Source organism: Puribacter membranae (assembly GCF_055380425.1).
In genome coordinates, this window is record NZ_AP040167.1 from 1,222,827 (window position 1) to 1,248,340 (window position 25,514).

18 protein-coding genes and 3 pseudogenes are annotated in these 25,514 nt (G+C 48.9%); 3 read left to right on the forward strand and 18 right to left on the reverse strand.

Features of this window, described 5'->3' with window-relative positions:
* The first annotated feature begins 6 nt into the window (after nt 1-6).
* The 3 genes from ACZ41M_RS05985 to ACZ41M_RS05995 are packed head-to-tail and all read left to right on the forward strand — an operon-like array spanning nt 7 to nt 2,183.
* Nucleotides 7-654, forward strand: a complete 648-nt coding sequence (locus ACZ41M_RS05985) for a hypothetical protein (RefSeq protein WP_464732028.1) — start codon at nt 7-9, stop codon at nt 652-654.
* A gap of 23 nt (nt 655-677) precedes the next feature.
* Nucleotides 678-1,649 (forward strand): biotin synthase BioB, encoded by a 972-nt coding sequence (bioB, locus tag ACZ41M_RS05990; RefSeq protein ID WP_464732027.1) that lies wholly within the window; start codon nt 678-680, stop codon nt 1,647-1,649.
* 9 nt (nt 1,650-1,658) lie between these two features.
* Nucleotides 1,659-2,183 (forward strand): hypothetical protein, encoded by a 525-nt coding sequence (locus ACZ41M_RS05995; protein WP_464732026.1) that lies wholly within the window; start codon nt 1,659-1,661, stop codon nt 2,181-2,183.
* A 347-nt stretch (nt 2,184-2,530) separates the two neighbouring features.
* Here ACZ41M_RS05995 and ACZ41M_RS06000 read toward each other — a convergent pair.
* The 18 genes and pseudogenes from ACZ41M_RS06000 to ACZ41M_RS06085 all read right to left on the reverse strand — a co-directional run bounded on the left by ACZ41M_RS06000 (nt 2,531) and on the right by ACZ41M_RS06085 (nt 25,509).
* Nucleotides 2,531-3,642, reverse strand: a pseudogene (locus ACZ41M_RS06000) (IS3 family transposase).
* Between the two features lie 392 nt (nt 3,643-4,034).
* Nucleotides 4,035-6,464, reverse strand: a complete 2,430-nt coding sequence (gene lon / locus ACZ41M_RS06005; RefSeq protein WP_464732025.1) for an endopeptidase La — start codon at nt 6,462-6,464, stop codon at nt 4,035-4,037.
* Nucleotides 6,465-7,004: 540 nt separating this feature from the next.
* Nucleotides 7,005-7,880 carry a KPN_02809 family neutral zinc metallopeptidase gene (ypfJ, locus tag ACZ41M_RS06010; RefSeq protein WP_464732024.1) on the reverse strand — a complete coding sequence of 292 codons (876 nt, stop codon included), beginning with the start codon at nt 7,878-7,880 and terminating at the stop codon, nt 7,005-7,007.
* A 62-nt stretch (nt 7,881-7,942) separates the two neighbouring features.
* Nucleotides 7,943-8,683, reverse strand: a complete 741-nt coding sequence (gene rlmB / locus ACZ41M_RS06015) for a 23S rRNA (guanosine(2251)-2'-O)-methyltransferase RlmB (protein WP_464732023.1) — start codon at nt 8,681-8,683, stop codon at nt 7,943-7,945.
* Between the two features lie 215 nt (nt 8,684-8,898).
* A complete protein-coding gene (locus ACZ41M_RS06020) occupies nt 8,899-10,233 on the reverse strand; it encodes a mechanosensitive ion channel family protein (RefSeq protein ID WP_464732022.1) in 1,335 nt (444 codons plus the stop codon).
* Nucleotides 10,234-10,284: 51 nt separating this feature from the next.
* Complete coding sequence (locus ACZ41M_RS06025; RefSeq protein WP_464732021.1) at nt 10,285-11,013, reverse strand: phospholipase D-like domain-containing protein; 729 nt, start codon at nt 11,011-11,013, stop codon at nt 10,285-10,287.
* A 2-nt stretch (nt 11,014-11,015) separates the two neighbouring features.
* Nucleotides 11,016-12,296: an RsmB/NOP family class I SAM-dependent RNA methyltransferase gene (locus tag ACZ41M_RS06030; RefSeq protein ID WP_464732189.1), complete on the reverse strand. Its 1,281-nt coding sequence runs from the start codon at nt 12,294-12,296 to the stop codon at nt 11,016-11,018.
* A gap of 537 nt (nt 12,297-12,833) precedes the next feature.
* Nucleotides 12,834-13,484, reverse strand: a complete 651-nt coding sequence (gene purN, locus ACZ41M_RS06035; protein ID WP_464732020.1) for a phosphoribosylglycinamide formyltransferase — start codon at nt 13,482-13,484, stop codon at nt 12,834-12,836.
* A 99-nt stretch (nt 13,485-13,583) separates the two neighbouring features.
* Entirely contained in the window at nt 13,584-14,345 is a 762-nt protein-coding gene (locus tag ACZ41M_RS06040) for an SAM-dependent methyltransferase (RefSeq protein ID WP_464732019.1), read from the reverse strand.
* Between the two features lie 159 nt (nt 14,346-14,504).
* Nucleotides 14,505-14,792 carry a hypothetical protein gene (locus ACZ41M_RS06045; protein WP_464732018.1) on the reverse strand — a complete coding sequence of 96 codons (288 nt, stop codon included), beginning with the start codon at nt 14,790-14,792 and terminating at the stop codon, nt 14,505-14,507.
* Between the two features lie 73 nt (nt 14,793-14,865).
* A pseudogene (locus ACZ41M_RS06050) lies at nt 14,866-15,977 on the reverse strand (IS3 family transposase).
* Between the two features lie 170 nt (nt 15,978-16,147).
* Nucleotides 16,148-17,272 carry an ABC transporter permease gene (locus tag ACZ41M_RS06055; RefSeq protein ID WP_005001588.1) on the reverse strand — a complete coding sequence of 375 codons (1,125 nt, stop codon included), beginning with the start codon at nt 17,270-17,272 and terminating at the stop codon, nt 16,148-16,150.
* 1 nt (nt 17,273) lies between these two features.
* A complete protein-coding gene (gene rbbA / locus ACZ41M_RS06060; RefSeq protein WP_464732188.1) occupies nt 17,274-20,027 on the reverse strand; it encodes a ribosome-associated ATPase/putative transporter RbbA in 2,754 nt (917 codons plus the stop codon).
* Nucleotides 20,027-21,085, reverse strand: a complete 1,059-nt coding sequence (locus ACZ41M_RS06065) for an HlyD family secretion protein (protein WP_004907097.1) — start codon at nt 21,083-21,085, stop codon at nt 20,027-20,029. The genes rbbA and ACZ41M_RS06065 overlap by 1 nt, the downstream gene beginning before the upstream one ends.
* 18 nt (nt 21,086-21,103) lie before the next feature.
* Nucleotides 21,104-22,501 (reverse strand): efflux transporter outer membrane subunit, encoded by a 1,398-nt coding sequence (locus ACZ41M_RS06070; protein ID WP_464732017.1) that lies wholly within the window; start codon nt 22,499-22,501, stop codon nt 21,104-21,106.
* Nucleotides 22,502-22,505: 4 nt separating this feature from the next.
* Complete coding sequence (locus tag ACZ41M_RS06075; RefSeq protein WP_464732016.1) at nt 22,506-23,201, reverse strand: TetR/AcrR family transcriptional regulator; 696 nt, start codon at nt 23,199-23,201, stop codon at nt 22,506-22,508.
* 87 nt (nt 23,202-23,288) lie between these two features.
* Complete coding sequence (locus tag ACZ41M_RS06080) at nt 23,289-24,314, reverse strand: IS30-like element ISAba125 family transposase (protein WP_010326927.1); 1,026 nt, start codon at nt 24,312-24,314, stop codon at nt 23,289-23,291.
* A gap of 83 nt (nt 24,315-24,397) precedes the next feature.
* Nucleotides 24,398-25,509 (reverse strand): annotated as a pseudogene (locus ACZ41M_RS06085) (IS3 family transposase).
* Nucleotides 25,510-25,514 lie beyond the last annotated feature (5 nt).

A 25,514-nucleotide genomic window follows, 5' to 3' on the forward strand; every position in this document is an offset into this window, starting at 1 on the left:
CACACCATGACCTACGAAACCCACTGCCCGCAATTGGCGCAACTCCTGCCGGAAATCATCCGCGATGATCGGCAGCACGCGCGCTGGCTCAACACCCTGTCCATGATGGAGTCGGTCGGCGCACGCAAAATTGCGGGCTACGTTGACCCGATTCACGTGGACGAGTTGACGCTGCAACACGCCTTTGAAGAAGCCCGCCACGCGCACTACCTCAAACGACAAATCAGAAAAATCGGCCAAAAACTTTCCGACTACCGCCGCGATAGCCTGCTCGCGCCACGCGCCAGCTACCGCTACCTGCATCAACTCGACTGGTCGTGCTCGCGCTACCTCAAACAAAAAGGTCTATCTGGGCGCGCGCTGAAAAACCACAGCTATCTGTACGTCACCTACCTGATCGAAGTGCGCGCCATGAAGCTGTACCACACCTACCAAGCCGCATTGACCGAGGCCCATTCGCCGGTGCATGTCCGCAGCATCATCAAGGAAGAAGAAGGTCATCTCGCCAACATGAGCAGCCAGTTACAAGCGATTGACCCCAACTGGCAAGCCCACTGCCACGACCTGCAAATAGAGGAACAAAAACTCTTTGAACGCTGGATTGAGCAGCTGCAAAACCAACTGCACAACCCAATGCAAACCACACCCCAATAACAAAATCCATGAGGAGCACAACCATGCAAACAAATGCAACCCTACGCCACGACTACACACTCACCGAAATCGCCGCGCTGTACGAACAACCGCTGATGAGTTTGATCCACCAAGCGCAAACCATCCACCTCGCGCACCACGAACCCGAAGCAATCGAAAAAGCCGTGTTGCTCAACATAAAAACCGGCGCCTGCCCCGAAGACTGCGGCTACTGCTCACAATCCGCGCACTACGACACCGGCCTCGAACGTGAAAAACTCATGCCGCTGGACGAAGTGCTCGCCGCCGCGAAAGAAGCCAAAGAAGCCGGTGCAGTGCGCTTCTGCATGGGTGGCGCGTGGCGTAGCCCTCCGGCAGCGGCCATGCCCGCGTTGATTGACATGATTAAAGGCGTGAACGAACTCGGCCTCGAAACCTGCATGACGCTCGGCATGCTCAAGGACGAACAAGCGCGTCAGCTCGCCGATGCCGGTCTGGACTACTACAACCACAACATCGACACCTCCGAGGAACACTACGACAAAGTCGTCACCACCCGCACCTTCAACGACCGCCTCGAAACCCTCAACCAAGCGCGTCAAGCCGGCCTCAAACTCTGCACCGGTGGGATTTTAGGCCTCGGCGAATCGCGCGCCGATCGCGTCAGCATGCTCAAAACCCTGACCGAAATGCAACCGCATCCTGAATCCGTACCGATCAACCGCCTCGTACCGATCGAAGGCACACCACTGGCGAACGTTGACCGCGTGGATGACGAAGAATGGATCCGCACCATCGCCGTCGCCCGCATCCTCATGCCCAAAACCACCCTGCGTCTGGCCGCTGGTCGCCACGAACTCGACTGGGCCGCGCAAACGCTGTGCTTCATGGCGGGTGCCAACTCCGTGTTCTACGGCGAAAAACTCCTCACCACGCCGAATGTCGCAACCGATGAAGACGATCAAAAAGTATTCAAAATCCATGCTGAGAAACAAGGTGCGTGTATGGTGAATTAAAAGAAAAAGGTGGGCAAATTAAAATTTGCCCACTCTACTTGCTCTATCGACCAATTCGATAATTTAATTGAAGTACGTCCCTATGTACCATTTTCATTAAAAATGATAAAATCCGACCCAAATATAATTTCTTTGGGGTTTATTATGAAGCTAGTGTGGCAGGCTGCCATAATTGTTGGCGTAATTGTGTTTTTTATCAATTTATACAACAAAGATGAAGTTGAAAACATTCCAAACAAGGTGATACTCACAGAGCAGCAACTAAAAGATATTACAATGTTTGCTGATGACTCATCCGAATTTGTTAGACAAAATAATTTCAATATTTCATCAGTAAATTACGATCTTTGGGAGTTTGCCAAGAAAGCGCAAATGACTGGCTTGGGATGTGATGAGTTAAATTTTGTTGGCCTAAGCGACAAATCGACCACAAATAACTTGATCTTCTTTGCTAACTGTAATAATGGTTTACAGTTGCGTTCAGTTTCAGGCAAAATCACCGCTATTCAAAAATATACAATTAAAAAGAACTGAATTTAAGCCGCTAAGTAGCCCGTAGAGCAATAAGTGATGTTTACACATTGCGCCGAATGTGCCAACTTCAGAACCGAGCGATTATAATACATACGGCGCAATGCACCTTCCGTTTATTGCGCCTTACAACATATCCACGAAGTCGAACTAATCATCGCTGTCAGGCAAATGAACGCTTCTTTTTTCAGGAAGGTTTGTTGTCTGAGCGTTTGCCTCGCAAACGCGAGTTTCAAACCGACCTGACTCAAGCGCTCATTGACATGCATGACCGCGAACTTGATTTTTTTGAATGGTAATACCCCCTAAAAGGGCGGCATCTAAAAGTAGAATCAACACAAGTCCTGCGTTTAGTGCAGGACGCGTGAGTTTGTTAAAGCCATCATACGCGTTTGCGCTGGAGTGAATCCACCGAGCGACATATGAGGACGGTTGTTATTGTAACACCACAGCCACTGTGTCGCCTCGATTTGAGCGTGTTCGAGTGACTCAAATAATGTCTGATTGAGCAATTCATAGCGCATGGTTCGGTTAAAGCGTTCAATGTAGGCGTTCTGCTGTGGGTTTCCAGGTTGGATGTAGAGCAGTTTAATGTCGTGCTTTTGCGCCCATTGTTGGTAGTGGTGGCTGATGAATTCAGGGCCGTTGTCCGAGCGTATCGCTTGAGGTTTACCACGCCATTCAATGAGTTGGTCGAGATAGCGCGTCAGCGTGGTTGCGGGGATTGAGAAGTTGATTTCTGCCAACAACCCTTCTCGGTTGTGGTCGTCAATGACGTTGCATGAGCGGATGCTGCGCCCATCCTCGAGGTTGTCGTGGGTGAAGTCGATTGACCACGTCACATCCATTGCGTCGGGCACTTCGAGTGGTTGCGGTGTTTCTCGGTCAAGGCGTTTGTTGGGAATCAGGCGCAAGTTGAGCCCGAGTTTGCAGTAAATGCGGTAGATGCGTTTGTGGTTGTATTTCCAGCCCAAGACGTTGCGGATGTGCAGGTAGCATAATCGAAAGCCCCATGTGTTTTGTCCTTTGGTGGTGGTCAACTCGATCAGTTTAGCGGCTATCATGGCGTTGGCTTGCGCGCGCGTTGGGATGTGGCGAAAGCGTTTTTCTGAGATACTCATGAGTTCGCAGGACGCACGGATGCTGATGTTTTTATCGTTGTGCAGTTGTTGCGCCATCTCTTTACGAGATGACGCGCTTACTTTTTTGCAAGGCACTCCTTGAGGATGTCGGTGTGCAGCTGGGATTCGGCATAGAGTTTTTTCAGGCGCGTGTTCTCGGCTTCTAAGGCTTTGAGGCGGCTCATGAGGTTTGCGTCCATGCCTGCGTATTTGCTGCGCCATTTGTAGAAGGTGGCACTGCTGATGCCATGCTCACGACACAGTGCGGGTACGGGTACGCCTGACTCGGCTTGTTTTAGAATGCTGGCGATTTGGCTGTCGCTGAATTTGGATACTTTCATGTAAAACTCCTTTGGGTTAGTTTAAAGGGTTCTACTTTTAGGTGCTGGCTTTTTTAGGGGGTATTACCGAATCCTTTTTGTATCAAGACAAAAAGGATTCGCCCCGCGGCGGAGAGCGGCATTCTCAATCACACGACAAAACCGAGTCGGATACAAGTATCCGACCTACACATTTTTGCGCTCCGCCCAATTGTCAAAAAGTAGATTCGCGCTAAAATTATGCGGGAAGTATCATTGCGGGCTTGACCCGCAATCTCCATGTTAGGAGATGCCGTATCAAGTACGGCATGACCGCATATTCGGTCTGACAGCATGCCCCTGACGACTCAGTACCGCTTGATTTGCACCCGCAAAATAAAACAGGACGCAACCGCGTCCTGTTTTACCTTCCTTTAATGTGCCAACCCTTCCGCCTTGGCGGATGTCGCAGGCTTAACCACCTCCGGTACTGCTTCTTCCGGCTCGGTCACCGCTGTGAGCGGTTTTTCGAGCGCATGGTCGAGCACTTCGTCGATCCATTTGACCGGAATGATTTCGATGCCTTCTTTGACATTGTCCGGAATCTCGGCCAGATCCTTGACGTTTTCATGCGGGATGAGCGCAACGGTGATGCCACCACGCAATGCGGCGAGGAGTTTTTCTTTCAGCCCACCGATGGCCAGTACTTCGCCACGCAGGGTGATTTCGCCGGTCATGGCGACGTTGGCTTTCACCGGATTGCCGGTCAACGCAGACACGAGCGCGGTGGTCATGGCGATACCGGCGGACGGGCCGTCCTTCGGTGTGGCACCTTCGGGTACGTGGATGTGAATGTCTTTTTTCTCAAACACGTTGTTCAAAATGCCCCAGCCGTTCGCACGCGCACGCACGACGGTACGCGCCGCTTCCATCGACTCTTTCATGACATCGCCGAGCGAACCAGTGCGGGTCATGATGCCTTTGCCCGGCATGACTTGCGCTTCGATGGTGAGCAATTCACCACCGACTTCGGTCCATGCAAGGCCGGTGACTTGACCGACTTTGTTTTCAGTCTCGGCAATGCCAAAGCTGAATCGACGCACGCCGAGGTAGCTGTCGAGGTTGCTGCTGTCGACTTTGACTTTTTTCTGCTTCGGATTGAGCAGAATCATTTTCACCGCTTTGCGGCAGATTTTCGAGATGTCGCGTTCGAGCGAGCGTACACCGGCTTCGCGTGTGTAGTAGCGAATGATGTCGCGCAGCGCTTCGGTGGTCACGCTCAATTCGCCCGTGCGCAAGCCATTGTTTTTAATCTGTTTGGGCAGCAGGTATTTGGTCGCGATCGAGAGTTTTTCATCCTCGGTATAGCCCGAGAGGCGAATGGTTTCCATACGATCGAGCAACGGCCCCGGAATGTTGAACGAGTTGGACGTCGCGAGGAACATCACGTCGGACAAATCGTAATCAACCTCAACGTAGTGATCGGCAAACGTGTGGTTTTGCTCGGGATCGAGTACTTCGAGCATCGCCGAGGCCGGATCGCCACGGAAGTCTTGCCCCATTTTGTCGATTTCATCGAGTAGGAACAATGGGTTTTTCACGCCGACTTTAATCAGGCTCTGGATGATACGACCGGGCAACGCACCAATATAGGTGCGGCGGTGACCACGAATTTCGGCCTCATCACGCACGCCGCCGAGCGCCATGCGCACGTATTTGCGGTTGGTGGCACGGGCGATGGACTGCCCGAGCGAGGTTTTACCCACGCCCGGCGGCCCGACCAGACAGAGGATCGGCGATTTGTTTTTGTCCGCGCGCTGTTGCACCGCGAGGTATTCGATCACGCGCTCTTTGACTTTTTCCAGACCGTAGTGGTCTTCGTCCAGCACTTTTTGCGCACGAGCGAGGTCTTTGTTGACCTTGGTGACTTTTTTCCACGGAATCGAGGCGAGTGTTTCAAGATAGGTACGCACCACGCCCGCTTCGGCAGACATCGGCGACATGAGTTTGAGCTTTTTCAACTCGGAATCGGCTTTGTCTTGCGCTTCTTTCGGCATTTTGGCGGCGAGGATTTTTTTCTCGAGCTCTTCCATGTCGGCGCCGTCTTCGCCTTCGCCAAGTTCTTTTTGAATCGCTTTGACCTGCTCATTCAAATAGTATTCGCGCTGGCTTTTCTCCATTTGGCGTTTGACGCGGCCGCGAATGCGTTTTTCCACTTGCAGGATGTCGATTTCGACTTCGAGCTGGCGCAGGACGTTTTCCAAGCGGGTTTTGACGCTGCGCAATTCGAGCATTTCCTGCTTGATTTCGAGCTTGATCGGTAAATGCGCGATGATGGTGTCGGCCAAATGTGAGCCGTCGTCAATCGTCGCCAGCGAGTTCAAAATCTCAATCGGGATTTTTTTATTGAGCTTGATGTAGGACTCAAACTGTGCCAATACGGTGCGGCGCAAGGCCTCAACCTCGGCGTTGTCATTATCGGTGTCGTCCAAAATCTCAACTTCGGCCTGCAAAAACTCATCGCTGTCGGTCACAGCGGTCAGTAAGGCGCGTGATTTGCCTTCGACCAGCACTTTCACCGTGCCATCGGGCAGTTTGAGCAATTGCACAATGCGCGACACGCAGCCAATACGGTAGACATCATTGGCATTCGGGTTATCGTTTTCGGGGTATTTCTGCGCGACCAAAACCACGGTTTGGTTGCGCTCCATCGCCGCTTCCAGCGCACGGATGGATTTTTCACGCCCGACGAACAGCGGCACAACCATGTGCGGCAGCACCACAACGTCGCGCAATGGCAACAGCGGGTATTGCTCGGCGTGGTGTGCACCTGTTTTAGCAATCGCTTGAGTATTTTCTGACATATGAACTCCAATACTGCGCAAAAATCATTCGCTTTGCGCTTTTATCAATGTTGGGCGTTTGGGAATAAATGAATGAGGAAGCACAGAATAACCCCTACCGTCTGCGCTGGTTGATTAGCGTGATGAGTAACGAGGCGTGGCGCGCAGTCTATGGTCATTCCCTAGACAAGCGTCACAACAAAGTTAATCACGCGCCCATCACCAGCCCGAAGGGTTCTGGCAAAAAACACCCAGAACTTTGTTGCAACATAGGGGCTGTCGTAGAACGACTACGACCCCTATCCTGCGCCGCGTTCTGAATGCTTTTTGCTCAGAACGCAGACTGGTTTGGGTTGTTCCGTGCTTCCTATTGACAGTGTAATGCTTTTTTGCCATTTCGGCACGCATCTCATTCGTGCTGCTAGCATTCATTTGATGTGAAGCATCCAAATAAATTGCCCTTTGCGCCAATGTGTTGTACATAAGGGCAAAGGGCAAGAATTCAAGGCTGTTTTTCACAACCGCAGCCAATTCATTCGGATAATGAAGGCTCAGTCGTGATTAAACTGCCTGATTGGTGAAAGTGTTGCAGCTATTCGGATCGGCGCTTTGCAAGCCCTGTTTGAACCAGCGCATACGCTGCTCGGACGAACCGTGGGTGAAACTATCCGGCACGACGTAGCCTTGCGAGCTTTTTTGCAGATAGTCGTCGCCGATTTTATGTGCGGCATTCATGCCCTCTTGAATGTCACCATCTTCCAAAATCTGGTACTTTTGATGAGCGCGTGCCGCCCAAACACCTGCGTAGCAGTCCGCCTGCAATTCCATACGCACCGACAAGGCGTTCGCCTGCGCTTCGGACACGCGGTTGCGCATGGCACTGACTTTGCCTTCAATGCCGGTCACATACTGCACATGGTGGCCGACTTCATGCGCAATCACATAGGCTTGGGCAAAATCGCCGCCCGCGCCCATTTGCTGTTCCAACTCTTTGAAAAAGGACAAATCAAGGTAAATTTTTTGATCGCCCGGACAATAAAACGGTCCTGCCGCCGCTTGTCCCAGACCACAGGCCGTCTGCGTGCGGCCGTTGTACAACACCATGGTCGGCGCAGGATATTTGCCACCAAAAGCCTCATTCCACACCTCTTTGGTACTTTGCAATACTTTGGAGGCGAATACCGCCTGCTCATCCGCCGTGCGCAAGCCTTTGCTGCCGGTCGATGAGGCTTCCGAACCGCCGGTCATGCTGTTGATCGCGCTGACCGTGCTCAAGGTCGTGGTCGGGCTGATGCCGAATACAAAATACGCCACCGCTGCCAAAATCATGCCGCCAATGCCGATGCGCCCTGCGCCACTGCCCAAAATGCCACCGCCCGATGATGTGCCACGGCGATCTTCAATATCATCGCTTTGCTGTAAGGGATCCAAACGCATGATGCTTTCCTTCTAAAAATAATTAAACAGCCTTATTTTACCCAAATTGCATGGATTTAGGCTTATTTTGCCACACCGCGCTGACGCACGGTTTCAAACAAACACACGCCCGAAGCGACCGAGACATTCAAGCTCGATACCGAGCCGGCCATCGGGATATTGACCAGCTCATCGCAATGCTCGCGGGTCAAGCGGCGCATGCCCTCGCCCTCGGCGCCCATTACCCAAGCAATCGGCCCAGCCACCTGCGTTTGATACAGGCTTTTTTCCGCCTGATCGTCGGTGCCGACCACCCAAATATCGTACTCCTTGATCTCACGCAAAGTACGCGCCAAGTTCGTCACCATGATGTAGGGCACATGCTCTGCCGCGCCCGAGGCGACTTTAGCCACGGTGGCGTTGATTCCGACCGCCTTGTCCTTCGGTGCAATCATCGCATGCACGCCCGCCGCATCGGCCACGCGCAAACACGCCCCCAAATTGTGCGGATCGGTCACGCCGTCCAAAACCAGTAAAAATGGTGCACCGGACACGTTTTCCAACACATCGTCCAAACTGTGCGCCAACGGCATATCTTCGACCAAGGCGGCCACGCCCTGATGACGCGAATGCCCGACCAAGCCGTCTAAACGGTGACGCTCCACCAAACGCGGCTCAATCCGCACCTGCGCGAGCATACCGATGAAGTTTTGCATGCGTTTGTCCGCGCGGTTATGCTCCACGTAGACTTCTTGCACGCTGCGCGGCGCCACGCGTAAACGCGCCTGCACCGCATGAAAACCAAACAATAATTTTTGTGCCATGTACATTCTTTCTTCAATATGTCGGCATTGTAACGCATTTCAATCGCCGCTCAGCGTAAAAACCGCATGATGTGACGTGGTTCTATGGCGTAAAAAAGCGGTATTCGCTCATCGAATACCGCCTGATACATCGCCAAATACATCGGGCAGATCATGCGTCGCATCATTCATGCAACGCACGATCAAACGTTTACAGCCGTTCATATATTCCTACTTTACGCGGGTGCATCATGCGCCGAAGGTACCGACTCCTCTGCGACTGGTTTTTGCACCGGTCGCAGCGTAAACACATCCACTTCGTGTTCACGCAGCACGCGCCACGCCGCCAAGTTCACATCCGAAATCACGGCCAAACGACCATTCTCTGGATCAATCAGCCACCAAGTGATTTCCAAAATATAACCTTTATCACTGATCGATGAGAGCAATACGCGCGGCGGCGGATCGTTTGCCACACGCGGTAGCCCCTCCACCGCCTGCGCAATTTTCTCCATGATGAATTCCAGATCAATGTCGTAGTTCACCGGAATTTGTGTGCTGAGCCAATTTTTCTTATCGCGCAGCGTCCAGTTCACCACATTATTGATCACCAGATTTTCATTCGGCATCAAAATCTCGTCACCGCTCGGCCCTTCGATCAAGGTATAACGCGAATTGATCGTACGCACAATCCCGCGCGTGCCGTCGGAGGTGCTGATCAAATCACCGATGCGAATACCGCGTTCAAGCAGCATCACAAAGCCGGACACATAGTTACTGGCGATTTTTTGCAGCCCCAGACCGATACCGACACCGAGCGCACCGCCGAACACCGACAAAATCGTCAAATCAATGCCTGCGGCGGATAAGCTGAATAGAACTGCGACCACCAGCAAAATACCGTTGAGAAAGCGCACCAACACCATGCGCGCGGACAAATCCATCTCGGCCAAGCGCCCCTTAGGACGATTCAGCAAGGCATTTTCAATCTCATGCGATAGCCACTGTGTGATCAGCCACAGTACCATCAAGGTCAACACCAGCGTCAGGCAATCGAGCACCGAGATATGGCTTTTACCGAGCGTCACGCTCCAACTGTCGAGTTTTCGCAATACGCCGTCTAATTTACCGATGTAATCGAGAAACATGATGCCCCAGATGAACACCATGGCAGAGCGCTCGATGGTAGAGCGGCCTGCACCCGCAGGCAGCGCCCGACGCACTACATACAAAAACAGCCGAATCATGAACCACGCACCGAACAACCACGCCAAGAACTCAAACCAGATGGCGGAAAGCTCCTGCTGATGATAAACCTCCATCGCCACATGCGCGAATAACCACAGCAGCAGTGGCAGCAACATGCGCATCAAAATATTGACCCAATTCGGTACTTTATGCTGCAAATCGCGTTCACTAAAAATTCGTTTGACCCACCAAGTAATGCCATAACCGAGCACAATGATTAACGCCGTCACCGCCATGGAGGTCGGGGTAATTTGTGCGAGCAGCTCGTTCACGCCGTTCACTGCTGGCGCTTGTTTACTCAATGTTTGTTCAATACCTGTCATATGGTTGGAACTCCCTGTTTTTTGTGATTCAAATACTCGACATACGTCAACTCACGATACCGGATTGCCCGCATACGCCACCGCATCGGCGGCGTGTGCACGCCAATTATCGACATAGCGCTTAATCACCGTCGGCGACTGGCGGATAATCACCACGTTTTCCGCATTGCTGCGCTGAGCACCGTAGGTGAAATTATACGAGCCGGTCACCACGGCGGCATTGGCCGTATCGTGATCGAAAATCATGATTTTGTTGTGCGCATTTTCATAACGCGTTTCCAGGCGCACCGGAATACCGGCCTCGTACAAGCGAACCCCGTCCGAACCGCGCGCATTGCTGACCATTTGCGCATCCAGCAAAACCTCTACATTCACACCGCGTTTGTGTGCGCGGATCAAGGCATTGGCAATCGTGTCATCGGTGAGCAGGTACGCCTGTACCAAAATATTGCGCTGCGCATTGTTGATCATGCCGATCAAGGTGCGCTGAATCTGGTCTTCGGGAGCAAACAACGCAGTCACTTGCGCCGATGCAGCGGGTGCGGCATTCGCGCTGGACGGTGTCGCGGATTCGGCGCCCTCCCTCGGATTCAAACTGAGGGACGCATCATTTTTTGCTACCGTGAGGCTCGCTTCATGCGGTGCTGTCGGATTGACCGCCGTTTGATTGAACACATCGGCAGCGCCCAAGCCATTGCCCTGCCACTTGGCACCCACAGCAAAGCCCACGCCCGCCAGCGCAAATCCCATCAATAGGTATTTCACCGCGCCCCAACGCATGTTCAATCCTTTTTCACGTCGGCCACGCGTTTACGCAAATACGCGGCAAAAAAGCCATCGGTACGGTGTAAATGCGGCAACAACTGCAAATAACCCTCACGCTCGGCATCCTCCGGCAGATCAATTTTCTGCGCGAGCAATAAATCTCGCGCCGACACGCGCTCAAACTCAGGATGCTCGGCCAAGAATGCATTCACCACGTCCTGATTCTCAGCGGGCAACACACTACAGGTCGCATACACCAGCGTACCGCCGTCTTTAACCAAACGCGACGCACTGCGCAAGATGCTGCCCTGCAATTGACTCAGGCGCGCCACGCTGTCCACGCCATGGCGCCATTTCAAATCGGGATTGCGGCGCAAAGTACCCAAACCACTGCACGGTGCATCGACCAGAACGCGGTCAAATTTACCTGCCAAGCGTTTGATTTTTTGATCTCTTTCGCTTTCGATGGCAATGGTTTGCACGTTCGATAGGCCGCTGCGCGCCAAGCGCGGTTTGAGTTTGGCCAAACGGTGCGCCGCCACGTCAAACGCATACAATCGCCCCGTGTTGCGCATCATCGCGCCAATCGCCAACGTCTTACCGCCCGCGCCCGCGCAAAAATCGGCGACCATCTCGCCCCGTTTCGCCCCGAGCAAATGGGTCAGTAGTTGGCTGCCTTCATCCTGCACCTCAATCGCACCCGAGGTGAACACATCCAATTTTTGCAAAGACGGTTTTTTCAGCAAACGCAAGCCCAACGGCGCCATTTCGCAGGGCAGCGCATCAATGCCTGCATGCTCAAACGCCTGCACGACCTCGGCTTTGCTCGCCTTGATCGTGTTCACGCGCACATCCAGCGGCGCGGACTGATTCAAGGCGGAGGTCAGTTGCAAAGTTTGCTCCTCGCCATACGCGGCGACCAGCGCCTCGAACCATTCATCGGGCAAATTGCTGCGCACCGCTGCCGACAGGCTATCCACCGGCGCGTTCAACACCTCTTGCAACCAAACGAATTCTTCCTCGGTAATGGCCGCCTGCAAACTCGGCAAATCCACGACTTTTTGCGCACCGAGCAAAACCAAGCGCCGCCCCAGCGCGCCCGAGCCGGACTGCGCCAAATGCGCGAACACGCGGCGATGGCGCAAGATCGCATAAATCGTCTCCGCCACGATGTGACGGTCGCGCGCGCCCAATTCCTTGTGAGCGCGTAAAAAACTCGATACCTGTTTGTCCGCCGCCGTTTCAAATTGCAACACATCCAGCAACAGCACCTGCGCGCTCCACAGACATTGCGCCAAACGCTTGCCCGCCTCGGTCGAAGCGGCAATTTTCGGAATGCTCGGGCTGGCGTCGGTTTTACTGCCTGATCTGCCGCGCGGGTTTTTGCCAGTCGAATGTTTATTTCGGGCGCTCGAATCGGGGTAACGCTCGGCATACGTCGGCTCGCCCGCATTTGCCTCGGCCAACGCGGTTTCCAGTGCCTGGCGCCGCGCAGCCAACGCTACGGCACTCACCGCCACGCCATCGGCACGCACAAATACGCCGCCGGACTGCACGCGCTCTTGTTCTTGCTTTTTCGCGGCTTTTTGCGCCAGTTCAGCGGCCAAGCGTTCTTTTTTGCTCGGCTTTTTGCTGTAGGATTTTTTCTTTGCTTCAGTCATGTTCTGCTTTCGTTATTTTTAGTGGGGCGCCATCCTCCAAATAGGTGCGCCCATGGCTTGAATTTGCGTCTATATCTATGGGTGATGACGCTGATTGACGGCACACCCGAATGGTTCGCATCATACTGGATTAATGTGGCCAAAATGCGGTATCGCCACACTGACGGACGTGGGTTAGCCAAACACCCACTGCGCCGGCGCGCCCAATTTCGGATGCAGGCGAATACCCGCCTCATCCCAAATCAAACCATCTTCAACAAACCACTGCACCACCTGCGGATACATCCGATGCTCGGTCTTTAACACCCGCGCCGCCAGCGTATCCGACGTATCATCGGCCAGCACCGGCACGCTTGACTGCATCACAATCGGCCCGTGGTCTAATTCGGCGGTCACACCGTGTACCGTCGCACCGTGTACCTTCACGCCCGCCGCAAGCGCCTGCTCGTGCGTGTGCAGACCTTTGAAATTGGGCAAAATCGACGGATGAATGTTGAACATGCGGCGCGCATAGTGATTTGTGAATTCGGGCGTCAAAATCCGCATGAAACCCGCCAACACCAGCAAATCCGGTGCAAACGCATCCATTTTCGCCATCAATGCCGCATCATACGCCTCTCGCGAGGCAAAATCCTTGTGACTGAGCACCACGGTGGGAATGCCCTGTTCCTGCGCAAACGCCAAACCAGCTGCATCCGCACGATTACTCACCACGGCGGCAATACGCGCCAAACCATGTGCCTCCCACGCCTGCCGTTGCGCGTGCTGCACGATGGCTTTCATATTACTGCCGCCACCCGAGATTAAAATAACGATGTTTTTCACAATCAACTCTAAATTATTCAATTATTTCAATTAATTACAGGGCGACATTATACCCGAGCCATCGTGCTCGGGATGAGAATATGCGATGAGCAAAAAGAATTAAGCCAAGAATAAAAAGATACTCGGACGCTTATTCAGCTCCAAGCCCTGCCCCTGTTTCAAACGCTTTTGCCACTCGCCAACGCGGTGCATACGAATCGTTTCGGATGGCAAGGTCAAATCAGCGGCGACGCACAGTTGCGTACTCGCATTTAACGTTTTGAGCAAAGTGTCCAACAATTGCATATTGCGGTACGGCGTTTCGATGAACAACTGCGTCTGCGCATGGGTTTTCGACTCAGACTCCAGACGTTTAAGCTCTTTCAACCGCGCCGCTGCATCAATCGGTAAATAACCGTGAAACGCGAATTTCTGCCCATTCAAACCACTGCCCATCAGCGCCAGCAGCAATGACGACGGCCCGACCAAAGGCATCACGCGCACACCCGCCGCATGCGCCGCCTCGACCAAGCGCCCGCCCGGATCAGCGACTGCCGGACAACCGGCGTCCGAGAGCAAACCCACATCATGCCCCGCCAATATCGGCGCGAGCATATCCTTCACCACCGCATCCGGCGTTTTCACATTGAGTTCCGTCAGATGCAATTCCTGCAACGGCGTCTGCGTACCTGCGGCTTTCAAAAACTGCCGCGCCACCTTCGCCGTCTCCACCACAAAATACTGCAAACGCCCGGTCGTCTCCACTACCTGCGGCGCCAACACCGCACGCAAAGTATCTTGCGCACCATTCGTGCCATATACGCCGAGGGTATTGGGAATAAGGTACAAAATGCCGAGCTGGGAAGTAGTTCGAGAATTCATGAATGCCAAGTTGAGTTAAGTCGAAAAGAAGGCCTGAATTGTACCATGCGAAATCAACGATTCTTTAAGTGATGTGCCTACAGCACGCCTATCATCAAAATGAGAGTACATAAAAAATGGTGGGCCAATCACATTTACCCACCCTCCTTGCTATAACAATTATTGTAAAATGGCTAAACATCTGTTTAATAACTCTTGATTATCTATGATGACCAAATTTAATTTTTTTCTACACCTCGTAATATTTTGAAACAACATTTTTGGAGGATCGTAAAATGCTTTGGCCTGATAAATTAACTTCCCTTCACTGTTATAAGAAAAATATCTATCAATAGTAACAACTACACCATCAAATTCCTGACCAATTATTTGATGTGATGTCTTTTTGGATTCCTCTGAGTATTGCTTGTGATACTCATTGCCAAATCTAGATGGTGTAAATCGCAAGATTTCCCATTGGCTACGGTAATACCCCCTAAAAGGGCGGCATCTAAAAGTAGAATCAACACAAGTCCTGCGTTTAGTGCAGGACGCGTGAGTTTGTTAAAGCCATCATACGCGTTTGCGCTGGAGTGAATCCACCGAGCGACATATGAGGACGGTTGTTATTGTAACACCACAGCCACTGTGTCGCCTCGATTTGAGCGTGTTCGAGTGACTCAAATAATGTCTGATTGAGCAATTCATAGCGCATGGTTCGGTTAAAGCGTTCAATGTAGGCGTTCTGCTGTGGGTTTCCAGGTTGGATGTAGAGCAGTTTAATGTCGTGCTTTTGCGCCCATTGTTGGTAGTGGTGGCTGATGAATTCAGGGCCGTTGTCCGAGCGTATCGCTTGAGGTTTACCACGCCATTCAATGAGTTGGTCGAGATAGCGCGTCAGCGTGGTTGCGGGGATTGAGAAGTTGATTTCTGCCAACAACCCTTCTCGGTTGTGGTCGTCAATGACGTTGCATGAGCGGATGCTGCGCCCATCCTCGAGGTTGTCGTGGGTGAAGTCGATTGACCACGTCACATCCATTGCGTCGGGCACTTCGAGTGGTTGCGGTGTTTCTCGGTCAAGGCGTTTGTTGGGAATCAGGCGCAAGTTGAGCCCGAGTTTGCAGTAAATGCGGTAGATGCGTTTGTGGTTGTATTTCCAGCCCAAGACGTTGCGGATGTGCAGGTAGCATAATCGAAAGCCCCATGTGTTTTGTCCTTTGGTGGTGGTCAACTCGATCAGTTTAGCGGCTATCATGGCGTTGGCTTGCGCGCGCGTTGGGATGTGGCGAAAGCGTTTTTCTGAGATACTCATGAGTTCGCAGGACGCACGGATGCTGATGTTTTTATCGTTGTGCAGTTGTTGCGCCATCTCTTTACGAGATGACGCGCTTACTTTTTTGCAAGGCACTCCTTGAGGATGTCGGTGTGCAGCTGGGATTCGGCATAGAGTTTTTTCAGGCGCGTGTTCTCGGCTTCTAAGGCTTTGAGGCGGCTCATGAGGTTTGCGTCCATGCCTGCGTATTTGCTGCGCCATTTGTAGAAGGTGGCACTGCTGATGCCATGCTCACGACACAGTGCGGGTACGGGTACGCCTGACTCGGCTTGTTTTAGAATGCTGGCGATTTGGCTGTCGCTGAATTTGGATACTTTCATGTAAAACTCCTTTGGGTTAGTTTAAAGGGTTCTACTTTTAGGTGCTGGCTTTTTTAGGGGGTATTACCAGAGCACCCCCAGAATATGCAATGAATATCATGTTTTCATTACTGAATAAAAAAAGCAGGCAGTCTTTTAAGGGATGGACACTGCCTGCCAAAAGGAAATTGTTAAGCCATGGTATGAATGGTGTCTTTAAAGCGTTTCCACGATATATAGAAAAATACCACTGCAATACCTAACAGCCATACAAAAGATGGCCATACCACATCAAATCCAGCATTGCGGTATAAAATGGCTTGAGCTAAGGAAACAAAATGCGTCGTTGGGGCAATCATCATCACGTGCTGTACAATTTCCGGCATACTTTCACGTGGAGTTGAGCCGCCTGATAGCATTTGCATCGGAATCAATACGAGCATCATTAACAAACCAAACTGCGGCATAGATTTCGACACGGTGGCCATATAAATACCCATCGAAGTGGTTGCAAACAGTGTGAGTAAGGCGCCAAAGAAAAAGAGCGGCAAACTACCATCAATCGGGACATGCAATACACCCTGAATCACGACTTTTAAGCCAACAAATACTGCGATCAATACCACAAGACTCATTGACCAGACTTTGGACATCATGATTTCAAATACCGTTACTGGCATCACCATCAAATGTTCAATGGTGCCATGCTCACGTTCACGAATCAGCGCTGCACCAGTCAGAATAATTGAAAGCATTGCCACGTTATTAATAATCCGCATGACACTCATAAACCATTGATTTTCCAGTGTTGGATTAAAACGGGAACGTATTGCCAAATCTATCGGTAGCTGGCTAATTTCACGATTGCGAAGTACATATTCATTTACTTCAGATTGAATGATCTGCTGAATATAACCTGCGCCAGACATGGCTTGGGTCATTCGGGTTGCATCCACATTAACCTGAATTTCTGCTGCATCACCCGACAGTACATCCGACTGGAAATTACTCGGAATATTGACCGCAAAGGTAAATTCACCTGCGTCCATGCCTGCATCCATCGTGCCAAGCGTGGTGGTTTTACTGATAAAATTAGGCGGATAAAAGGCTGAAGAAATCCGTTCCGACAAGGTAGAGTGATCCTCATCCACAATCGCAATCGGTGCCATATTCAAGGTATCTTTGACCGCTGTTGATGCGGTATATACTGAGATGGTAAAGGTGTAAATAATTAACACCAACATGATTGGATCGCGCCAGAGACTCCAAAGCTCTTTACAGCCGAGCTGGTAGATATTCTGTAATTTTGTGAACATCTTATTGCTCCTGTTTCTTCAGCAAGGCAATAGCAGCAAACATTACTACCGGAACAGCCATGGCCATGATCCAAATGGCCTGTTTCAAATCATCAAAGCCCAAACCTTTATTAAAAATTCCACGACTGATATTGACCATATGCGTTGCCGGATAAATTTCCCCAAACCAGCGTCCAAACCCATCCAAAGACGATACAGGATTGATAATTCCAGCAAACTGCATAACTGGTATCAAAGTCCCAATCATGACTAAAAACATTGAAGCAATCTGGCTTTTGGTAATAGTAGATGCCAATAGGCCCATACCTGTGGCAAAAATTACAAACAAAAAAGAAGCTAAGGTCAGAGCAAAGAAGCTACCTTTTACAGGTACATCAAATAAAGTAACCATGACCAAACACATAAGGAAATAGTTCAACATTGCCAACAAGATATATGGAATCTGTTTACCAATTAAAAATTCTGTCCGCGTCACTGGTGTGACATACAAATTCACAATCGAACCTAATTCTTTTTCTCGCACCACAGATAAAGCAGTCAACATGGCAGGAATCAACAGTAATAATAAAGGCAATACTGCGGGGGTCATCGCAGGTAAACTTTTAATATCTGGGTTATAGCGGTAACGAGTTTCAACACTCACAGTACTAGATGTTTTATAACCACTTTGTTCCAATGCTTTTTGCATCAGCCAATACGTGTGAATCCCCTGCACATAACCTTGCACAGTTTCTGCACGCTGTGGCATCGCACCATCAATCCACGCAGCGACTTGCACCTGTTCACCACGAGCAACATCACGAGCAAAATTTGGCGGAATTTCTATCGCCAAGGAAATATCCCCACTACGCATACGCTGATCAATATCATCATAGCTTTGCAGCGCTGGCTGTTCGATAAAATAACGCGACCCTGCAATACTCATGCTGTAGTTTTGACTTAAGCTCGTTTGGTCACGATCCAACACAGCGAATTTGAGGTCTTCAACATCCATGGTGATGCCGTAGCCCATGACCAGCAGTAAAATTAATGACCCCATTAAAGCCATGGTGGCGCGAATCGGATCACGCGCCAACTCCAAAGATTCACGCCAGGCAACACTCAATAACCGGCGCAAACTGAATTTTTTTGGCTTGGCATTCAGTTCTTTACTGCCATTTGTTTCAGCAATACTTTTCGCCAAATCATTGGGCTGATCTTTAGTGCCTGCACCAGCATCAATCAAATAACCGATAAAAGCTTCTTCAAGTGTTTCAGCATGGCGGTTTTTTATCAGCTGTGCTGGTGACGCACTGTCAAGCACTCGTCCAGCGTGCATCATTGACATTCGGTCACAGCGCAACGCTTCGTTCATAAAATGAGTTGAAATAAAGATCGTGACCCCATCATTACGCGACAAATTGATTAAATAGCGCCAGAAATTATCACGCGCAATCGGGTCAACCCCAGATGTTGGTTCATCCAGAATTAAAATTTCAGGATTATGCACCAGTGCCACTGCGAGTGATAAACGCTGACGCACGCCCAAAGGCAAATCATCGGGCAGTTTTTCTTTGACTTCTTCCAGGTCAAAACGCTCCAGCATGAGCTGTACACGTGGCTCAATCTGTTCTTTTGGTACATGAAATAATTTGGCATGTAAGACCAAATTCTGCACAATGGTCAGCTCGCTGTATAGGGAAAATGCCTGCGACATATAGCCGACACGGCGACGAGTTTCAATATTGTTGCCCTCTACAGGCTCACCAAACAGCCACGCCTGACCTTCTGAGGCTTCTAAAAGTCCCGTCAGCACTTTCATGGTGGTGGATTTACCACAACCATTCGAGCCTAAGAAACCAAATATTTCACCACGCTTAATTTTAAAATTAACATGATCTACCGCAGTAAAATCACCAAATTTCACTGTTAAATCTTGCGCTTCAAGAGCATAGCTTTCTGAACCGTAGTCAGGTAAAGGCGGAATCACCACAGGCTCATAGCCGAGCTTTTTTTCTTCTGGCAATAGTTGAATAAAAGCATCTTCTAAACTGTTACATTGCGTTTCAGTCAATAATTCTTGTGGTGTGCCAGTTTTTAAAATCTGCCCATCATCCATCATCGCCAGCCAGTCAAAGCCTTGTGCTTCATCCATATAAGCAGTAGCAACAATAACACTCATCTGTGGACGAACTTTGCGAATGCGGTTAATCAGTTCCCAAAATTGCGCCCGTGCCAAAGGGTCAACCCCTGTGGTCGGCTCATCTAAAATCAGAAAATCGGGATCATGAATCAAAGAACAGCACAGACTTAATTTCTGCTTCATCCCACCCGATAATTTACCCGCAGGACGGTCGAGAAAATTGTACAAGCCTGTGCTTTTGGTCAGATCATCAATCCGTTTGCGTCGCTCGGCAGCATCATGCCCAAACAGACGTGCCACAAACTGTAAATTCTCTTCAACCGATAAAGTTTTATATAGGTTTTTCCCTAAACCCTGCGGCATATAGGCAATATGTGGGCAAACACGGGTACGGTGTTGTTTATCGGCAATATCACCGCCCAACACCTTTAAGCGACCTTGCTGTACAATTTTCGCCCCTGACAGCAAAGCCAATAGACTGGATTTCCCCACCCCATCTGGACCGATTAAACCGATCATGCAGCCTGCTGGTAAGGATAGCGACACTTGATTCAGTGCAACCGTTTTTCCATATTTCAGACTAACATTTTCAATTTCTGCAACAACCGATCCTTTTTCAGATTGTTGTGTCATCATTTAACTGTGTTCTCTAAAAATGTCGGCCAAGCTGCCTGATCATCAATTTTGATATATGCCACACCTGGCAAACCTGTTTTGACTTGTTCGATATATTTGTTCAATAAAGTTGGATCAATTTTCGCTTTAACACGGAACATCAGTTTTTGACGTTCGCTTTCCGTTTCCACCGATTTTGGTGTGAACTGTGCAGTATCGGCAACAAAAGACACTGTAGCTGGAATCACCACATTTTTCGCAGCATCCAATACAATACGTACTTCTGTTCCAATAGCAATTTTACCTGCAACGGTTTCAGGCAAAAAGAACGTCATATACACATCAGATAAATCAATCAGATTGAGCACACGCCCGCCCGCTGCCACCAACTCACCCGGCTGCGCGACACGGAACTGAACACGTGCTTTTAATGGTGCACGTAACTGTGCATCATCCATATCAAATTTAATCCGTTCCACCGAGGCTTTGATGGCATCGACTTGAGAATGTGCGGCTGACACTTGGCTTTTAGACGCAACAATTGCCCCTTGGGCACTTTGTACCTGTGCTTTGGCTGCGCTTAATACCGCAATGGCTTGCTGTGCTGCGGCACGTTCATCATCCAGTTGTTGCTTGGACGATGCGCCTTCTTTGGCTAAAACTTCGGTACGCGCTAAACGATTTTTAGCCGCCATCAGTTCTGTTTCACGCTGTTGTACCATGGCTTCAGCGGCGGCTTTTTCGCTGATCCGCATCGCCACTTGTGCTTCCGCTGTCGCAATCGCATCCTGGGCTTGACGCTGTTGTGCTTCCAATTCACGTAACTGGGCTTCTAAAGTCGAAATTTTAACCCGCGCCAAGATTTGACCAGGCTCGACAAAGTCACCTTCTTTAACCAAAATTTCTTCTAACTGGCCAGATAGCTTACTAGATACGTTAATTTCAGTGGCTTCAATACGTCCATTGCCACTGACTAAGGCATCAGTGTCTGGCTTATTCATATTTTTCCAGATCAGATAAGCGACCAACCCTAAAACAACGATGAACCCAGCAATGGTTATTTTCTTAAAATTCATGTTTAATTACCCAATATTTTAAATTTTTTTTGCAAATGCGGTGTCACCACCCAAGGCAAAATAAAGACTGACATAGGACTGCATTAAGCTACTTTGCGTTTCAATCAATTGCTGTTCTGCACTAAGTAAATTGCGCTGTGCATCCAAAACGTCTAAATATCCCACAGCACCGTTGTCATAACGCAGTTGTGCCAGCCGTGCAGTTTCCTGGAAAGCACTGAGTCCTTGTTTCTGAATCCGTAATTGTTGATCTAAATATTTCTGTTGAACCAGTGCATCAGAGACTTCACGGAATGCGTTCTGTACCGTCTTTTCATACTCTGCCACTGCAATCTCTTTACGCACTTCTGCTAAGGTCAAATTATTTTTTAGACGACCCGCAGTAAAAATAGGCACACTGATACTAGGAGCAAACGACCAAACACTGCTGCCAGATTTAAATAAATCGTCTAAATCTGCACTGGCTGTTCCAAAACTGCCCGTCAGTGCGATACGTGGAAAAAATGCTGCGCGTGCCGCATAGATATTGGCATGCTTAGATTTAAGCATTGCTTCCGCAGCATGAATATCAGGACGGTTCAACAATAAGTCTGAAGGCAAACCCGTTTGTAGCATACTTGTTTTAAAAGTCACTTGATCTAAATCTGTTTTAGGCAAAGAAATCGGCTGTCCCACCAATTGCACTAAATAGTTTGCAGTCAGTGCACGGGATTTCTGTAATTCAGCCACTAAAGCTTGACCATTACTGAGCATTGTTTTTGCTTGCATGTATTCCACTTTAGAGCCTGCACCCACCTCAAAACGGCGCTTAAAAATTCGTACTGATTTTTCATAATTCTGTACAGAGCGCTGAGCAAAATAAATGCGTTTGTCTAGTTCAGAAAGTGTTAAATAACTTAGAACTGTCTGCTGAATAAGACTGTTGCGTACCGCTTGCACATTACTCTCTACTGCAAAGAACTGCTGTAAAGCTGCTTCATTCAAGCTGCGTATACGCCCCCATAAGTCCAGCTCCCATTGGTTCATACCCAAACCAACAGAATACTGGCTGGTCGTCATTTCTCGGCCAACATAAGATAAATCGGCAGGCACATGATTACGTTCCATACCTGCATTCCCGCCAATATTGGGGAAAAGCTCCGCACGTTGGATACCATATGCTGCTTGTGCTTCATGTATCCGTAATGAAGCAATTTTTAAATCTTGATTGGACACTAATGCCAAATCAACAAGATTAATTAGCTGCTGATCATTAACATAATTGTCCCAAGATAAGACTTGGTAGTTACCTTGAGTTTGCAATGGATATGTTTGAGACAGAGCCACTTGATGTTCTGGGAGAGGCGTTATTTGAGAACAACCCACAAGACTTGATGTCAATACGACACACATCCATTTTAAAGAAGTGAATTGCATAACCTCATTCCCCCCAATAATTTACAGCATGATATAAATGTGAATGGTTGAACATATTTTTTAAATGCACATGAACCAACTGCCTTAATCTCAGTTCAATATTAAAATTTTGATCGACCATCCATTTATGTACCAGCCCCATTAAAGAAGTCATAATAAAATCTGCGACCATTTCAATATCAACATTTCGAGACAACTGCTCCAAAACCAAAGCTTCTTTCAACCATTTAATATTATCTGATTCACGCACACTCTGTGAATTAACAAGATATTCATTTAAAGCTTTATTTGATTCCAACCCATAAAATCTCAACCAAAAATAAGCACGATATTTTTCACGATAGACATAAACATCATCTGCCACATTTAAAAGCAAACTATTAATCGCATCCAAACCATATTTATTTTTAGTAGATAATTTAGATTTCTCATTAAGCCAATTTTCCAAATAATCCAAAACACGAATTAACAATTTATCTTTAGAGCCATAACGACGTGTGACTAAGCCTCGGCTATATCCTGCATTCACTCCAACAGCTTCTAAAGTAAATGCACTTACCCCACCTTCCGACAAAAGCTTAATAGTCTGCTTAACCATTTTAAGATCTGACTCAACAGCCCTTGCCTGTATTTTTTTATTAATAAAAATCTGCTCAGATTTTTTACTTTTTTCCAAAATACTTGAATTTTCAAAGCCCAATTTATCGCCCCCCTAAAGACAAATAAAAAAATATTGTTAGCAACAACTTTTTTCTAAATAATAGTATATACCTTTGTACAGGCGAATTCAAACATGAGGTGCGACAGTTTGAAAAGTCTTATGATAATCAACAAGCTGAGCAAATTTCTCTAATGGTGTAAGCCAATCTAACGCTTTTCTAGGACGAGTATTCAGTGACATGGCAACTTGATTTAAATAATGCTGATCTGCCTGATTTAAATCAATCCCTTTAGGTAAATATTGCCTAATTAAACCATTCATATTTTCGCATGTGCCTTTTTGCCAGGGTGAATGTGGGTCACAGAAATATACATCTATGCCTAAATCTTCTTCAAGTATTTTATGTTCTGCCATCTCGCGTCCACGGTCATAGGTCAACGTTTTACGCAGTTCTGCAGGTAAATATTTCAGAGCTTCAGTTAAAGCCTTGCGCACTGATTCTGCCTTTGCATCAGGTAATGTTGCCAAGATACAGAGCCGTGTATTTCGTTCAATAAGTGTTGCTATCGAACTTTTATTGTCTTTACCTTTAATTAAATCAGCTTCCCAATGACCCGGTATTTTTCTTTCTTGAACTTCGGCTGGGCGCTCATGAATAGTTTTAATATCCTGTAATATAGAATCTTTTTTAGGTTCACCGTTAGCTTTTCGCTTTTTATTTTCATGACGCAGACAGGATAATAAGTCTTTTTTCAACTCACCCTTTGGTAATGCTCGTATCGTTGAATAAATCGTTGTATGGCTTACATTCATTGTTTGATCCAAATCAGGAAATGTCTTTAAACGTTTTGCTATTTGCTGAGGAGACCATAAACAACGGATCGCTTCAACAATAAATTTCCAGAGGATTGAATCGATTTTGAGTTTTCTGTGACCACGTCTACGTCTAGCGAAGGTGTTATCAGAAGCATATCGAGCTTGATAAACGTCATTGATGCTATTTCTTTTAAGCTCACGATAGATCGTACTAGGATGTCTTTTAATGAGTTCAGCAAATTTTCTGGCTGAAAAGCCTTCTTTTCTTGACTCAAGCATTAATGCAGTACGATCTTCAAAGTTAAGATGATGGTATGACAATTTTATATACTCCATAAACCCTTTAAATTAATTAGGTGGTTTGGTAATACCCCCTAAAAGGGCGGCATCTAAAAGTAGAATCAACACAAGTCCTGCGTTTAGTGCAGGACGCGTGAGTTTGTTAAAGCCATCATACGCGTTTGCGCTGGAGTGAATCCACCGAGCGACATATGAGGACGGTTGTTATTGTAACACCACAGCCACTGTGTCGCCTCGATTTGAGCGTGTTCGAGTGACTCAAATAATGTCTGATTGAGCAATTCATAGCGCATGGTTCGGTTAAAGCGTTCAATGTAGGCGTTCTGCTGTGGGTTTCCAGGTTGGATGTAGAGCAGTTTAATGTCGTGCTTTTGCGCCCATTGTTGGTAGTGGTGGCTGATGAATTCAGGGCCGTTGTCCGAGCGTATCGCTTGAGGTTTACCACGCCATTCAATGAGTTGGTCGAGATAGCGCGTCAGCGTGGTTGCGGGGATTGAGAAGTTGATTTCTGCCAACAACCCTTCTCGGTTGTGGTCGTCAATGACGTTGCATGAGCGGATGCTGCGCCCATCCTCGAGGTTGTCGTGGGTGAAGTCGATTGACCACGTCACATCCATTGCGTCGGGCACTTCGAGTGGTTGCGGTGTTTCTCGGTCAAGGCGTTTGTTGGGAATCAGGCGCAAGTTGAGCCCGAGTTTGCAGTAAATGCGGTAGATGCGTTTGTGGTTGTATTTCCAGCCCAAGACGTTGCGGATGTGCAGGTAGCATAATCGAAAGCCCCATGTGTTTTGTCCTTTGGTGGTGGTCAACTCGATCAGTTTAGCGGCTATCATGGCGTTGGCTTGCGCGCGCGTTGGGATGTGGCGAAAGCGTTTTTCTGAGATACTCATGAGTTCGCAGGACGCACGGATGCTGATGTTTTTATCGTTGTGCAGTTGTTGCGCCATCTCTTTACGAGATGACGCGCTTACTTTTTTGCAAGGCACTCCTTGAGGATGTCGGTGTGCAGCTGGGATTCGGCATAGAGTTTTTTCAGGCGCGTGTTCTCGGCTTCTAAGGCTTTGAGGCGGCTCATGAGGTTTGCGTCCATGCCTGCGTATTTGCTGCGCCATTTGTAGAAGGTGGCACTGCTGATGCCATGCTCACGACACAGTGCGGGTACGGGTACGCCTGACTCGGCTTGTTTTAGAATGCTGGCGATTTGGCTGTCGCTGAATTTGGATACTTTCATGTAAA